This window comes from Salinisphaera hydrothermalis C41B8, from assembly GCF_000732535.1.
Classification (GTDB): Bacteria; Pseudomonadota; Gammaproteobacteria; order Nevskiales; family Salinisphaeraceae; genus Salinisphaera; species Salinisphaera hydrothermalis.
The window spans coordinates 68,018-82,964 of record NZ_APNK01000007.1; the positions used below are offsets into that span (position 1 = coordinate 68,018).

The window sequence follows — 14,947 nt, forward strand, 5'->3', positions numbered from 1 at the left end:
CTCAACCGCGACGGTCGAAGTCGCCGCGGACCCAACACCCTCGCCAGACTAGCCAAACTGGTTCATGGTGTTGTGCGCTCCTCCCGCCTTGAGTGCATTCTCGCGGGAGAAGAACTCCTTATGATCGTCACCGATATTGGAACCGGCCATATCCTGGTGCTTCACGGTCGCGATGCCATCGCGGATCTCGACCCGCTGCACGTCGCGCACATAAGCCAGCATACCTTCGTCACCAAAGTAGTTGCGGGCCAACTGATCGGTCGACAGCGCCGTCGTGTGATACGTGGGCAGCGTAATCAGGTGATGGAACACACCGGCATCCCGCGCGGCATCGCGCTGGAAGTTCTGCGTCCATTCGTCGGCGACCCGGGCAAGCTCCGTACCGTCGTACTCCGCCGCCATCAGCTGGGCACGATCGTAGCCCGACACATCCTTGCCTTCCTTGGACCACGCATCGTAGACCTGCTGGCGGAAATTCAGCGTCCAGTTGAACGACGGACTGTTGTTGTAGACCAGCTTGGCATTGGGCACTTCCTCGCGGATGCGATTCACCATGCCACCGATATGCGCGACATTCGGCGTGGACGTTTCGATCCACAGCAGATCGGCCCCGTTCTTGAGGCTGGTGATGCAATCCAGCACCACGCGATCCTCGCCCGTGCCCTTCTTGAACTCGAACAGACCGGACGCGAGGCGCTTGAGCCGCACCAGCTTGCCGTTCTGCTTGATCACGACATCACTGGCGTTGATCTCGGACGGATCAGTGATTTCCTCGCCGTCGAGATAGCTGTTGTACAAATCGCCCAGATCGCCCGGCTCCTGCGACACCGCAATCTGCTGCGTCAGGCCCGCGCCCAGCGAATCGGTACGGGCGACGATCACGCCATCGTCCACACCGAGCTCGAGGAAGGCGTAGCGCACGGCATTGATCTTAGCCAGGAACGAGGCATGCGGCACCGTGACCTTGCCATCCTGATGGCCGCACTGCTTGACGTCCGAGACCTGGTTTTCGATCTGGATCGCGCAGGCGCCGGCCTCGATCATTTTCTTGGCCAACAGATAGGTGGCTTCCTCGTTGCCAAAGCCGGCATCGATATCGGCAATGATCGGGATGACGTGCGTCTCGAAATTGTCGATCTTGCTCTGGGCTTTCTTCGCGGCTACCTCGTCGCCAGCCTCACGGGCCGCTTCGAGATCGCGAAAATAGTGATTGAGCTCCCAGGCATCGGCCTGTTTGAGGAAGGTATAAAGCTCCTCGATCAGGGCCGGCACGGCGGTCTTTTCGTGCATCGACTGGTCCGGCAACGGGCCAAACTCGCTGCGCAGCGCCGCGACCATCCAGCCGGACAGGTAAAGATATTTGCCCTTCAGGCTGCCGAAATGCTTCTTGATGGAAATGGCTTTCTGTTGACCGACAAAACCGTGCCAACACCCCAGCGACTGAGTGTATTGAGACGAGTCGGCGTCATAGGCCGCCATGTCCTCTCGCATGATCTTCGCCGTGTAGCGCGCGATGTCCAGCCCCGTCAGGAAACGGTTCTGCGCGCGCAGACGAGCGGCATGCTCGGGATTAATGGCACTCCAGGACTCGCCGAAGCGTTCCCGCAGCGAGGTGATTTCGCTGATGTCGTTCCTGTAGTCGGACATAACCAGACTTCCTCTTGAAAACTAGCATCGCACAACGGTCGACTTTTCGGAAAGGGTTCTTTTCCTCAGCCGATGAACGGCAGTCTAGGAGGTCGGACGGGATATGAATAGAAAATGCAATCTATTCCCAACATTCATTGCATGAATGAAGGAGCAATAGCTCTTGCCTGGATCGATTGCGTAGCCGGCTCACTTTGAATCGAGCGGAATGCGTCCGTCTTCCGGCGTGGGTCGCTCGAAACGTCGCACGCTAGGGCCTGTTGCCGTTTCGTGCGAGTCCGCGCCAAGCGCTCCCTGAAAATTAACTAGGGGCGGCAAGACGAGGTGTAGCGAGCGTGGCGCAGCGGGCCTACGCGAGAAAGCTACAACGCTGGATTGCCGTCGTGTCGTTAATTGTTGTGCGCTTGCCCCTTCGGGTTGGGCCGCCCAAAAAATTAACCAGGGGCGCCCGGCGGCGTTGCGAATCTGGGTCGTGGTACGCCCAGAGCCGGCGACTCGCGCCTTGCCGGACACGATTTGCGGACGCCAACGCGGCGCTCGCACGAAACCTCAACAGATCCTAGCCATCCAGAGGCCTTCGGTCCGGAACGCCATTGTCGCCGTGTATGCGCCGTTTCCGTCTGCGCATCGAGCGAAGCGGCCGCGACATACGCGGCCGGCTTCACCTCATCGTTTCCGGAATCCCCCTACAACCCGAGCGCGGCCTCGGGCGATACATAGGTATAGCCGTGGCGTTCAGCGACGGGCGCGCACGTCACCTGCCCAGCATGGACATTGAGTCCGTGTCGCAGATGCTCGTCATCGGCCATGGCCTGCTTGAGCCCCTTGTCGGCGAGGGCGATCACATGGCCGAGCGTGGCATGGTTGAGCGCGAATGCCGACGTCCGCGGCACGGCACCCGGCATGTTGGCGACGCAGTAATGCACGACGCCATCGACCACGTACGTCGGGTCGGCATGCGTGGTGGGTTTCGAGGTCTCGAAGCAGCCGCCCTGGTCGATCGCGACGTCAACCAGCACCGAGCCCGGCTGCATGCGGGACACCATGTCGGCGCTGACCAGTTTCGGCGTTTCCGCACCGGCCACCAGCACGGCGCCGATGACGACATCGGCCGCCAGTACCTCCGTCTCGGTGCTGGCGGCGGTGGCATAGACCGTGCGCAAAGACGGGCCGAAACGGGCCGCCAGTCGGCGCAGCACGGGCACGCTGCGATCGAGCACAACGACATCCGCGCCCAGACCCAGCGCCATGGTGATCGCATTCTCGCCGACCACCCCGCCGCCAATCACCACCACCCGTGCCGGCGAAACCCCGGGTACGCCGCCCATGAGAACGCCGCGTCCCCCACGAATCTTTTCCAGACTATGGGCCGCGGCCTGGGCCGCCAAACGCCCCGCCACTTCCGACATCGGGGCCAGTAACGGCAGGCCGCCGTGGTCGTCAGTGATCGTTTCGTACGCCACGCAGCTCGCCCCCGACGCCACCAGATCGGCCGTCTGCTCGGCGTCGGGCGCTAGATGCAGGTACGTGAACAACAACTGGCCGGAACGCAGGCGCTTGCGTTCATCCGGTTGCGGTTCCTTGACCTTGACGACCATGTCGGCGGATTCGAACACCGAGGCCGCGTCGGCAATGGCCGCGCCGACCTGCTCGTATTCCGAATCCTCGCAGCCGATGCCGAGTCCGGCCCCGGTCTCCACGACGACGCTATGATCGCGCTTGATCAGCTCACGCACACTATCCGGGGTCAACCCCACACGATATTCGTGATCCTTGATTTCCTTCGGCACTCCGATGTGCATGCTCGCTCCTGTGTCTGCGGCGCATGAGACCCATAATAACCGGCACAACATGTCCGGCTGGCAACGGTAAGCACGGACGATGCCAACCGTCGCGTTGACCCCGGGTTATAATTTGTGATCACAATTTGAAAGTTTCGTTCTCAGGACTGCTCATGTCATCCAACCGCCCCCGAATCGGCGTCCCGGTCGATTGCAAGCTCATCGGCACCGATCCCAGCCATGTAGTCGGCGAAAAATATCTGGCGGCCGTTGCCCATGCGGCCGATTCGATCCCGCTGGTGCTGCCGGCGCGGGCCGCCGGCGCCGAGCTGGCATCATTGGAAACCCAGATCAGCGCCGATGACCAGCTCGCCGATCTCGACGGCCTGTTCCTGACCGGCAGCCCATCGAATATGGAACCCTGGCGTTATGGCAGCGACGCCCCGGGTGTCGGCCCGTTCGATCCGCAACGCGACGCCAACAATCTGGCCCTGCTAGGCGCGGCCATGGCGCGCGACATGCCCGTATTCACGGTATGTCGTGGTTTTCAGGAACTGAATGTCGCCTGTGGCGGAACACTTTATACGGCGGTTCAGGACGTGCCGGGGCTATCCGATCACCGCGACGACCACGACGCGCCCCGCGAGTCGCGCTATGCCCCGGTTCACCCGGTGGCACTCACCGAAGGCGGATGGATGGCCAATCTGCTGGGCACCCGGGAAATCACCGTCAATTCGTTGCACGGCCAGGGCATCGACCGGCTCGGCGACACTTTGGTCGCGGAGGCCCGCGCCCCGGATGGGCTGGTCGAGGCAGTACGGCATCGGGATCTGACATTCGTGGCCGGGGTGCAGTGGCACCCGGAATGGCGCTACGACGACAACCCGGTATCCAAGGCTCTTTTCCACGCTTTTGGCGATGCCGCGCGCGCGTATCGGCACCGGCGGCTGACGGGCTGACGGGCCATTCAACCGCCGCCTCGCACCGGCCTTCGCGCTCGGGCGGCGCGGCGGCGTACCCCCGGTTATAGCGGCCTGATGCGCTGGATCAGGAGCTGCCGACAGGCGGCGCGTGAACCGAATCCGGCGGGCCGCGTCAGCCGGCGGCTTCCAGCTCGCGCCAGTCCTGCTCGGTCAGTGAACCGAGGCCTTCACGTACGTCGGCCTCGATCGCGAAACGCAACGCCTGCGCGTCGCGTGCGCTCACGGCGTGCAGCGCCTCGACGTGCCGGTCGACGATGTAATCGCTGCCGATGTGGTGAATCGCCAGGCGCAGGAACGGGGAGAACTGTAGCCATACCGATTCGATCAAGGGCATGACGGCCGAAGCGTCGCCCACGTCGTAGAGCGTGAAATGGAAAGCCCGATGACGCTGTAGATAACCGCGGATATCGCCGGCCTCGATCGCGGCATCCACCTCGGCGTCAAGCTCCCACAGGCGCTCCAGGTGTGCGTCGTCGATCAGCGGCATGGCGCGTTCGGCGGCGAAGGCCTCCAGATTCGCGCGCACCGCGCACAGATCGGAGAGCTTCGCCGGCGTCATGCGCGGCACGCTGACCCGGCGATTGCCGTGCGCTTCGAGCGCGCGCTCGGCCACCAGACGACGCAATGCTTCGCGTACCGGCGTCGGGCTCGTGCCCAGCATCTGCGCGATACCGCGCAGGGTCACGCTACGCCCGGGCACGAACTGGCCCGTCAGCACGGCTTCCTTGAGCTGGAGATAAACCCACTCCTGGCGCGTGATCCCGGCGTCGCCGAGCTCCACGGGGGCAATCTGAGTGTCGTCGATGGATGCCTGGGAGTGTGCCAAACCAATACCGGAAAGACCCTGCCGAGGGCTCAACTTTAGCAGAGCGCTCAGACCGGCGTTGCAGCCAAGCCAGCCGGTTGCTAATTTGTGATCACATTTTCAAATGTAGCCACTGCCATGTCGCAAGCCGCCCTGCCGGCCGACGCACGCGCCGTGATCGACGCGATGCCGAAACTGGAATTCATCGAAGCCTATATCGTGGATATCAACGGCATCGCCCGCGGCAAGCGGCTGCCCGCCGCCAGCCTCGAGCGCGTATACAGCAAGGGGCTCAACCTGCCGGTATCGACACCGTTGCTCGATATCTGGGGTCACGAAGTCGAAGATACCGGACTGGCGATCGCCTCCGGCGACGCGGACCGCCCGTGCCTGCCGGTGGCCGGGAGCCTGCGGCCCATGCCCTGGAGCACGCGCGGCTCGGCCCAGATGCTGCTGATGATGCACGAACCGGACGGCAGCCGCTTCGCCGGCGATCCGCGCGCGATTCTGGCCGCCGTGCTGGATCGGCTCGCGGCCCGCGGCCTGACGCCGGTGGTGGCCACCGAGCTCGAATTCCGCCTGTTCGAGGCCGAACCGGACGCCACCGGGCGCCCCGTCCCCGCGCATCTGTCGACTCGGCCCGGCCGGCGCTCGCAGCTTTACGGCATCGAGGAACTGGATAACCTCGATGATCTGTTCGGCGATATCGAGACAGCCTGTCTAGCCCAGGGGTTGCCGATGGATACGCTGATCTCGGAACAGGGCGAGGCGCAGTACGAAATCAACCTCGAACACGTGGGCGATGCTTTGCTGGCCGCCGACCAAACGATCCTGCTCAAGCGCACGATCAAGGCCTGCGCCCGTCGCCACGGGCTGGCCGCGAGCTTCATGGCCAAGCCGTTCGGCGACTCTTCCGGCAACGGCATGCACGTACATATCAGCCTGCTCGATGCGGATGGGCACAATGTGTTCGCCGATGACCAAAGCGAAACCAGCGCGCTGATGCAGTGCGTAGCAGGCCTGCTGGAGACCATGGCCGAGTCGACCGCGATCTTCGCGCCACACGACAATTCGTTCCGGCGTTTTCAGGCCGCCAGCCATGCCCCGCTCGCGCCCGCCTGGGGCGTGGACAACCGGACCACCGCGATCCGTCTGCCGCTGGCCGAGCCGAACGCATCGCGCATCGAACATCGCGTGGCCGGCGCCGACGCCAATCCGTATCTGGTGCTGGCCGCGGTGCTGGCCGGCATGGAACACGGTATGGCGAAACAGCTCACGCCGCCCCCGGAAACCGTGGGCGATGCCTATAGCCAGCACGATCCCTCGCTGCCCGATGCCTGGGGAACAGCGATCGAGGCGTTCGAGGAATCGAGTTTCATCGCCGAGTATCTCGGCGCCGACTACCAGCGCTGGTATGCCGCCGCCAAGCGCCAGGAGCGCGAGCGCCTGCGGGCGATCGTGCCGGCCGCCGAATACGACGCCTACCTGCGCACCGTCTAGCCCCACCGCGATTCGAGACCGAGCCCATGAGCCGAAACCCGAACAACCAGACTTTCCCGGCGCCCCATGCGCCGTCCTATTACGCCGCAACCGCGCACACCGCGCCGGAACGCCCGCCGCTGGCCGGCGCCGTCAACACCCAGGTTTGCGTGGTCGGCGCCGGCTTTTCCGGGCTGGCGACCGCCGTGTCACTGGCCGAACGCGGTTATCAGGTGGTTGTGGTCGAAGCGAGCCACGTCGGCTGGGGCGCGTCCGGCCGCAACGGCGGCCAGCTGGTCAACGGTTATTCGCGCGACCTGGACGTCGTGGAGAGCCGCTACGGCGCCCAGGCCGCCCAGGCGCTTGGCTCAATGGCGTTCGAAGGCGCCGCCATCATCCGCGAGCGCGTGGCGCGTTACGGCATCGATTGCGATCTGCGCGACGGCGGCGTGTTCGCCGCCCTCAACGACAACCAGCTCGATGAGCTCAAGACCCGGGTGAAGAGCTGGCAGTCGTACGGCAACGACGAGCTGCAGATGCTCGACGAACGGGCGATTCGCGAGCACAGCAATACCGATCTCTATGTCGGCGGGCTGCTCGACAAGCGCGGCGGGCATCTGCATCCGCTGAATCTGGCGCTGGGCGAAGCGGCGGCGCTCGAGTCGCTGGGCGGGGTGATTTACGAGCGCTCGCCGGTCACGAGCGTCCAGTCGGGCAGCAAGCCCATGGTCCATACGGCCGGTGGCCAGGTTCGTGCCGATACGGTCGTGGTCTGCGGCAACGCCTATCTCGGCAAGGCCGTGCCGGCGCTGCGCGACCGGGTGATGCCGGTGGCGACACAGGTCATGGCTACCGAACCGCTCGGCGCCGAAACCGCCAATCGCCTGATGCCGGCCGGCAGCTGCGTCGAGGACTGCAACTACATGCTCGACTACTACCGCATGAGTGCGGATCACCGGCTGCTGTTCGGCGGCGGCACGGTTTATGGCGGCACCACGCCGGCCGACATCGAAGCCAAGCTGCGCCCGCATCTGGCCCGCACCTTTCCCGAACTGGCCAAGGCGCGTATCGACTATGCCTGGTCGGGCAACTTCGCACTCACGCTCACCCGTATTCCGCATATGGGCGAGCTGGAAGACAACGTGTACTTCACCCACGGTTATTCCGGCCACGGCGTGACCACGACGCACCTGGCCGGGCGCCTCTTGGCCGAAGCGATCGACGGCGAACACGAGCGCTTCGAGGCGTTCGCCGCGCTGCGTAATTACCCGTTCCCGGGCGGGCGCTTGTTCCGCGTGCCGCTATCGGTACTGGGCTCCTGGTATTACCAGGCACGAGAGAAGATGGGGCTGTAAGACGCGCCATGCGCGACCGCCCGTTCGAAGAGCCGGGCATGGCACCCCGGCCATGCGACGTTGTCGGGCGTACACAAGACAGCGCCGCCTCGCGCCCGCCATTCGCGCTCGCCGCCGCGTGGCCATCCGATCGGCGGCACGTCCGACGTCGACGCGCCGGGCTTCAGGCGCGCGGCAATGCCTCCGTCTCGGCCCGGGAGGCGGTCGCCGAGTCGAGCACGATCTCGATCCGCGTGCCCACACCCGGCTCGCTATCGGCATGGATCGACCAGCCCTGACGGTCGCAGATGCGCGACACGAGATAAAGTCCGATACCCAGCCCGGGGCTGTCGGCCGTGCGGTACTGCCGCTCGAAGATATGGGTGAGCGCCTCCGCCGGCAGGCCACTGCCGGTGTCGGTCACGCAGATGCGTTCGGGCGTGACCTCGACCCATAGCCGACCGTTTTCGGTATGGCGCACGGCGTTGTCGATCAGATTGTGCAACACGCTGTAGATCACGCCATCGGGTAGCGGCAGCGGTGTCGAGCGCGCTTCGACCGACAACTCGACGCCGTTGGCCTCCATCGCATCGCGCTGGTATACGAGCACGTCATCCAGCACCACCGCGGCATCGCTGAGTGTTTCGTTTTCCCGCTGCTGGTCGCGAGCCAGATACAGCAGTGCCGTGACCAGGCGCTGCATGCGTTCACAGGCATGGCGCACCCGGGCGACCCGGTTGCGGGCCCGCTCGTCCAGGTCGGGCATGCCATCGAGCAATTCACTGGCATTGAGCGCAACAGCCAACGGCGTACGCAGCTCATGGCTGGCGTCCTCGGTGAAGGCTTTCTCGCGGGCGATGGCCGCATCGAAACGCCCAATGAGCTCGTCGAAACTCTCGGCGATATCGCGCATATCGCGATCACCGTAATCCGCGGCGATGGGCGGGTTCGATTGCCCCGGCCGATAGCTCGACAGACGCTCGGCGAGGCGCCGCACCGGACGCAGGATCAGATAGGAAAAGCCGATGCCGATCAGCAGCGCCAGCACGATCACGACGCTCAGGGTGGCCCAGCCAAGCGTGGCCAATCGATCCTCGAACTCTTTGACGTCCTGGACGTTGACCATCATGTAGATAGCGGCGTTGTCCACGTCGCGTCGCGCCGCGTAATACTGGCGGCCGTGATAGCGCACCACGTCGTACTGATTATTGGCGATGCGCTGCAACACGGCGGGCAACGACTGGTCATGGGCCGGCGAGTGGCTCACGTAAACCCAGCCGGTCGAGCCGCGCCGACCGCTGATGGGCACGCCATGCTTGTAATCGAGAACCAGGCTGGCGAGCTCCCGGTCGATGGTATCGAACTGAAGCTCGTCCTGGAGAATGCTGACGAACGCATAGATCGCCAGCGCGAAGCCGATACAGGCCGCGAACGCGACCGACAACATGCCGATCGAGACGCGCGTGCGGAGTCCGACCGCCGCGGACAGCGTCCGGCGCAGACGAGCGATCACGTCGTTTCGAGCAGCCGGTAGCCCACGCCATGCACGGTATGGATGACGGGCTGCTCCGCTGCGGCCTCGAGCAGCTCACGCAGCCGGTGTACATGCCCGCGCAGCGCGGCATCCGATTCCGGCGGCTCGCCGTTCCAGATCTTGGCTTCGAAATCGGCCCGCGACACCAGCCCCGGAGACGCCCGCATCAGCATCTCGAGCATGGCGAAACCGATGGGGGTCAGCTCGATCGGCCGGTCGCGATAGCGCACCACGTGGCTATCGACGTCCAGACTCAGCGCCCCCACGGTCAACGGGCCGGCGCCCACTGGCTGGTGGCGGCGCACGATCGCGCTCAGGCGCAGATACAGCTCGCGCAGCGAAAAGGGTTTGACCAGATAATCATCGGTGCCGGCCTCGAAGCCCTCGATCCGATCCTCGACCGTGTCACGCGCGGTGAGCATCAGGATGGGCGTATTCACGCCCTGCTCCTGGCGCAGGCGACGACACAGCGAAATCCCGTCCAGCCGCGGCAGGCGCAGATCGAGAATCAACGCATCGTAGGATTCGGTGGCGCACAGCTGCAGGCCAATTCGCCCGTCGCTGGCATAGTCCGGCTCGTCGCCCTGCTCTTCCAGATACTCGCCGAGATTGGCGGCAAGCGTCGGGTCGTCTTCGACGATCAATACGCGCATCGATGCCTCACATCCGTGGTCTGACGCCGCTGCGCGCAGGCGCTGCAACGGGACCGGACTGTCCAGATGCATCAATCCCGACGGGGATCGCCCTTCACCGCAACCAGCGACTCGAAGTTGTACCACCGGAAGAATGAATCCACGCTCGCAAATCCGCAATGGCGAAGCAGGTCGTGATTCTCGTCGCTGCGATATGGCACGAGGACGTTTTCCAAGGCCTCGCGTTTATTACGAATTTCCGTGTCCGAATAACCGCGATTGCGCTTGTAATCGTAGTAGAACTCGATATAAAGCCGGTTGAGCAACGAATCGCCCACCAGGATCTTTTCGGACAGAAACAGCACACCGCCCGGGCGCAGCGCCGCCGCAATCGCGCGCACCAGCGCTTCGCGCGCGACCGGGCGCACGAACTGCAGCGTCCAGTTCATGATCACCATATCGCAGCTCGACAGCGCCAGCGAGCCGTTCAGTTCGCCGTGAATCAGGTCGATCCGATCGGACAATCCGCGCTCGGCGATCTTCTCGCCAGCGCGGTCGAGCATGTCGGGCGCGTTGTCGATGCCGACAAAACGGGCCCCGGCCGGGCAGCCCCGGTGCCCGGCGATCGCCGCCAGCGTGGTCGCCGTTGAACATCCCAGGTCGTAGACCAGGCTGTCGCCATCCGGCAGCAACGACACGGCCAGCTCGGTCTGCATGCGCTGGACTTCGTCATAGAACGGCACGCTTCGCGACACCATGTCGTCGAACACGCCGGCGACGTGCGCATCGAACGCGAAATCCGAGGGCCGCCATTCCTCGTCGAATACTCGATCGGTCGGAGTCATCAGCTTGGCCTCGAGCTAACTGGCATTCCACGGCCGCAGGCGCCGGGTCTTCTTGAGAAAACGCGCCACGCCCCAGCCGATCGCCGTGAGCACGGCGATCCCAACCAGCCACGGCGCCCAGGCGCCCAGCGCGTCCGCACGAGCCGCCTTGATGCCCAGCAGAATCAACACGATAAGCATGGTCGTCATCAAGGTGCCGTATTCGCGCAGCACCACGGCCGCCCAGTCGAAACGGTGCCCGGAAGCCACGCGCAGCAGGGCGGGCGGCGACGGCAGCCAGCGCGGGACGCGGCGACAGTACTCGCGATACTCCTCGCCGAACTCCGCCACCAGAAACGATTCCTCGGCCGCAATGATGGCGCGATAGACAAACCACCCGATCGCACTGCCGATGATCAGCCCCCACGGATTGCCCGCCAAGGCAAAAAAACCGACCACCATCGTGACGTTGCCGGTATACATCGGGTTACGGCAGATTGCGAAGACGCCGCCGGTTACCAGCCGATCCGCATGAATACGACCGTCACGGCCACCGCGACGAATATAGTCCAGCCCGATGGTGAGAATCCGAAGGCCCTGGCCCAACGCCAGCACGATCAGGCCGGCCAGAACGACCCAGCCTTCACCCGGCGCGCCGATCGATACCGGCGGCAGCAGCGCGCACACGATAATCAGCAGCAACGGGAAAACCACGTTGCGCGTACGAAAGAGGGTATGCCCCAGCGATGTCAGCAACTCAAACAAACCGGTGACGCGCAGTTCAACCTAGCAGCATAGTTTCCGATTCGTTATCACTTCGTAACAAGGGCCCTCGTCGTCCCTCTCGGGCCGGCGCCCGGCACCAGGCCTCCTCATATGCCGGGAATGAACAATAGTCGCGTGTCCGATTGCGCGGCGATCGAACCATCCACTGCGATACAGCGGCCTGCCGCCCCAGCCAGCATGGTTTCGCGCGGATCCATGCCAGCGCTTCCTGGAAAATGAGGATGGGCGGCAACACGGGGCAGCGCGATGTGGTCGACCCGGCCATCCATGAACCGCCTACCCTGCGGCATTGCGATTCTGGTGTATGGCGCGAGGTGCCCGTGCCCGCCCGGAGCCGAATCTGCGGCCTCCAGCACGAGATCCTGCCGCCGGGGAGACCGGCTCAACGATAGGCCGGCAAGGCCTTGCGCAGGCGCGCTACGGCCTGGCTATGCAACTGGCAAACGCGCGACTCGGTCACCCCGAGCACGGCGCCGATCTCCTTGAGATTGAGATCTTCCTGATAGTACAAGCCCAGCAGCATTCGCTCGCGCTCCGGCAGCTCATCGATGGCCGCCATCAGATCCTCTCGGCGCGCGTCGGCGAACGTCGCAACAAACGGATCGCCCCCGATCTCGACGGAATCCGCCAATCGGCTGGGCTCGGTCTCCGGCGTTCCATGCTCCTGATAACTCAGGATCAGCCCGTTGTTCACATCGTTGAGCAACGCATGATAGTCATCCAGCGATATATCCAGTTCGTCGGCGATCTCGCGCTCGCGCGGCGCGCGCCCGAGTCGGTGTTCGAGTCGCTCGATCGCCGCCGATAGCTCACGGGCACCACGACGCACACTGCGGGGCAACCAGTCCCGGCTACGCAGTTCGTCGATCATCGCGCCGCGCACGCGCTGGGACGCATAGGTAGCAAACGTCGCCCCCTGCCCGGCCTCGAACCGGTCCAATGCGTCGAGCAATCCCACCATGCCGGCCTGAATCAGATCATCCAGCTCGACGCTCGGCGGCAAACGCACCTGCAGAGCCAGCGCATGCCGCCGGATCAGCGGCATGTAGCTTTCCACAGTCTGCGAACGGTCGAGTTGGCCGGAAGCGGTATACATAGACGTGCGTCGACGAATGCGGGCGGGTTCGCCCGACATAAAAACAGTCCCCAGCACGAAGTCTGCGACAGCCGCCCCACCTCGGATGGCTCGAATAAACCTCGTTTTCGTCGACTAATCGCGGGATCGGAACATACGCCCACTCCGCTCGTCACGATTCTCCCGACATCCGCCCCTAAAGTTCCGTCGCAAGCCGACGATAAAACGTCAGCGGCGGGCAATAACGGCCGCGACAACGGGTCAAGATCCCGTCACTACCACTACGCATTGAGAGGAATCTCGACATGGCTTTCACCGTCAACACCAATACGCTGTCGCTGACCGCACAGAACAATCTGCGTCAGTCGCAGAACCAACTCAACACCGCAATCACCCGCTTGTCCTCGGGCAGCAAGATCAACTCGGCCAAGGACGATGCTGCTGGCGAAGCGATCGCCAACCGCATGAGTTCGCAGATCAACGGTCTCAACCAAGCCTCGGCGAATGCCAACGACGGCATCTCTTTGGCCCAAACGGCCGAGGGCGCCCTCGATCAGGTTAATTCAAACCTGCAGCGCATTCGCTCACTGACTGTTCAGGCCCAGAACGGGACGAACAGTAGCTCCGACCTGAAATCGATTCAAGACGAAATCGGTGCTCGCATGGACGAGATCGATCGTATCTCCGGGCAAACTGAATTCAACGGAAAAAAAATTCTAAATAGTAGTCAGACAGTGTCGCTACAAGTCGGCGCTAACGACGGACAAACCATCTCTCTGTCGCTGCAAAACGTCGATACAACGACGCTCGGCTTGAGCGGGTTCAGTGTCACTGGCAATGCAACGGCTACCACAAGCGACGCTCTTGCTCGTGCAAGCGACGGCGACACCGTTACAGTGGGTGATTCCGGGACGCAATACACCTACAGTGCGGCGAATAACAACTGGGATGATGGATCTGGCACTACGTTAAGTGCCTCCGACCTTGCTTCACAGGTGGATGCCTCGAGTACTGACTCTACAGGCAATCTCGCCGCCGCCAGCGGTGCCGTGACCTTTGCTGCTGGCAACGGGCAAGTCAAAGATAGCGCTAACAACGTTCTATCGGTCGCCTCCAACGGCACGCTCACCACGTCAGCGAACCCCTCCACCGCAAATCCGCTGGATACACTCGACAACGCTATCAGCAAAATCGATAGTTTCCGATCGGCGCTAGGTGCCTCTCAAAATCGCCTCGACTCAGCTATCAACAACATCAGCTCTACCACCACCAACCTGAGCTCGGCGCGTTCGCGCATTGAAGACACGGACTACGCTAGTGAAGTGTCTGCCATGTCCAAGGCGCAGATCCTTCAGCAAGCCGGCACTTCTGTGCTCGCGCAGGCCAACCGTTCCAATCAGGGCGTGCTGTCGCTGCTGCAGTAAACTATCTTTACATTCACCGAAATCGGAGGGCATCGCATCGCGATGCCCTCTTTTTGCTTGGGCCACTCCAAATAGCGTCAAGATATTTCAATTCTTTTATTTCTTGCCCGTCTCCGCATATCGCCTGACGTTCGAATTCATTTGGCGACTCTTTTATACCTGCATATTCATAATCTCGCGGTACGCACTCACGACCCTATTGCGCACCTGGATCCCCATATTGGTCGCCACATCGGCTTTCGCCATGTCGACCATCACGTTGTTCAAGCTGACGCCCGGCGCACCACTTTCATAGGCCTTGCCGGCATCCATCGCGTCGCTCTTGAGTGCGTTGATCTTGTCGATCGAATGCACGAGCGCGTCGGCGAAATTCGGCTGGCCCGTGTTCGCGGCCGCCTTGTCGTTGCCGGCGTCGCCGGCCTGGGCGGCGGCCGCCTGCATTTGCTGAAGCAGCGGCCCCATGCCGCCTGCACTGATACTCATATATCCCCCTCTCGTTGCCTGAAGCCGAACTCGGAACTCGCAAAAAGTCCAGCTTGAGTACGCGCGAGGCTAGCGCAGCACCCGGCTTGGGCATGCGATCAAATAGCGCCCGAATCGCGGGCTATTCGGCGCTTAGAAATTGGACGTCTACGGAATAATC

The 14,947-nt window shown here is 63.3% G+C and carries 13 protein-coding genes; 4 read left to right on the forward strand and 9 right to left on the reverse strand.

Annotated elements, in window-relative coordinates; all coding sequences use genetic code 11:
- Window positions 1-48 precede the first annotated feature (48 nt).
- Both C41B8_RS06905 and ald read right to left on the reverse strand, forming a co-directional pair.
- Complete coding sequence (locus tag C41B8_RS06905) at window positions 49-1,647, reverse strand: isocitrate lyase (protein WP_037335922.1); 1,599 nt, start codon at window positions 1,645-1,647, stop codon at window positions 49-51.
- A 686-nt stretch (window positions 1,648-2,333) separates the two neighbouring features.
- Entirely contained in the window at window positions 2,334-3,449 is a 1,116-nt protein-coding gene (gene ald / locus C41B8_RS06910) for an alanine dehydrogenase (RefSeq protein ID WP_037335923.1), read from the reverse strand.
- 152 nt (window positions 3,450-3,601) lie between these two features.
- Here ald and C41B8_RS06915 point away from each other — a divergent pair, with 152 nt between their 5' ends.
- Window positions 3,602-4,387: a gamma-glutamyl-gamma-aminobutyrate hydrolase family protein gene (locus C41B8_RS06915; protein ID WP_037335925.1), complete on the forward strand. Its 786-nt coding sequence runs from the start codon at window positions 3,602-3,604 to the stop codon at window positions 4,385-4,387.
- 136 nt (window positions 4,388-4,523) lie between these two features.
- On the opposite strand, the gene C41B8_RS06920 is transcribed toward C41B8_RS06915, so the two are convergent.
- Window positions 4,524-5,237 carry a GntR family transcriptional regulator gene (locus tag C41B8_RS06920; protein WP_198025099.1) on the reverse strand — a complete coding sequence of 238 codons (714 nt, stop codon included), beginning with the start codon at window positions 5,235-5,237 and terminating at the stop codon, window positions 4,524-4,526.
- Window positions 5,238-5,354: 117 nt separating this feature from the next.
- Here C41B8_RS06920 and C41B8_RS06925 point away from each other — a divergent pair, with 117 nt between their 5' ends.
- Complete coding sequence (locus C41B8_RS06925; RefSeq protein WP_051883205.1) at window positions 5,355-6,716, forward strand: glutamine synthetase family protein; 1,362 nt, start codon at window positions 5,355-5,357, stop codon at window positions 6,714-6,716.
- Window positions 6,717-6,742: 26 nt separating this feature from the next.
- Window positions 6,743-8,050, forward strand: a complete 1,308-nt coding sequence (locus C41B8_RS06930) for an NAD(P)/FAD-dependent oxidoreductase (protein WP_051883206.1) — start codon at window positions 6,743-6,745, stop codon at window positions 8,048-8,050.
- A gap of 163 nt (window positions 8,051-8,213) precedes the next feature.
- Here the strand turns inward: C41B8_RS06930 and C41B8_RS06935 are convergent, their stop codons facing one another.
- From C41B8_RS06935 to C41B8_RS06955, 5 genes are all read right to left on the reverse strand, one after another.
- A complete protein-coding gene (locus tag C41B8_RS06935) occupies window positions 8,214-9,542 on the reverse strand; it encodes a sensor histidine kinase (RefSeq protein ID WP_037335928.1) in 1,329 nt (442 codons plus the stop codon).
- Window positions 9,539-10,216, reverse strand: a complete 678-nt coding sequence (locus C41B8_RS06940) for a response regulator transcription factor (protein WP_037336109.1) — start codon at window positions 10,214-10,216, stop codon at window positions 9,539-9,541. Before C41B8_RS06940 ends, C41B8_RS06935 begins: the two co-directional genes overlap by 4 nt.
- A 71-nt stretch (window positions 10,217-10,287) precedes the next feature.
- Window positions 10,288-11,040, reverse strand: a complete 753-nt coding sequence (cmoA, locus tag C41B8_RS06945; protein ID WP_037335930.1) for a carboxy-S-adenosyl-L-methionine synthase CmoA — start codon at window positions 11,038-11,040, stop codon at window positions 10,288-10,290.
- Between the two features lie 15 nt (window positions 11,041-11,055).
- The gene (locus C41B8_RS06950; RefSeq protein WP_051883207.1) at window positions 11,056-11,775 is read right to left on the reverse strand and encodes a methyltransferase family protein; all 720 of its coding nucleotides are present in this window, start codon (window positions 11,773-11,775) and stop codon (window positions 11,056-11,058) included.
- A gap of 412 nt (window positions 11,776-12,187) precedes the next feature.
- Window positions 12,188-12,901 carry an RNA polymerase sigma factor FliA gene (locus tag C41B8_RS06955; protein WP_037335935.1) on the reverse strand — a complete coding sequence of 238 codons (714 nt, stop codon included), beginning with the start codon at window positions 12,899-12,901 and terminating at the stop codon, window positions 12,188-12,190.
- 284 nt (window positions 12,902-13,185) lie between these two features.
- Between C41B8_RS06955 and C41B8_RS06960 the strand changes: the two genes are divergently transcribed.
- Window positions 13,186-14,304, forward strand: coding sequence for a FliC/FljB family flagellin (locus C41B8_RS06960; protein WP_037335937.1), 1,119 nt, complete (start codon window positions 13,186-13,188; stop codon window positions 14,302-14,304).
- A 153-nt stretch (window positions 14,305-14,457) separates the two neighbouring features.
- On the opposite strand, the gene fliE is transcribed toward C41B8_RS06960, so the two are convergent.
- Entirely contained in the window at window positions 14,458-14,787 is a 330-nt protein-coding gene (gene fliE / locus C41B8_RS06965; protein ID WP_037335939.1) for a flagellar hook-basal body complex protein FliE, read from the reverse strand.
- Window positions 14,788-14,947: the final 160 nt, after the last annotated feature.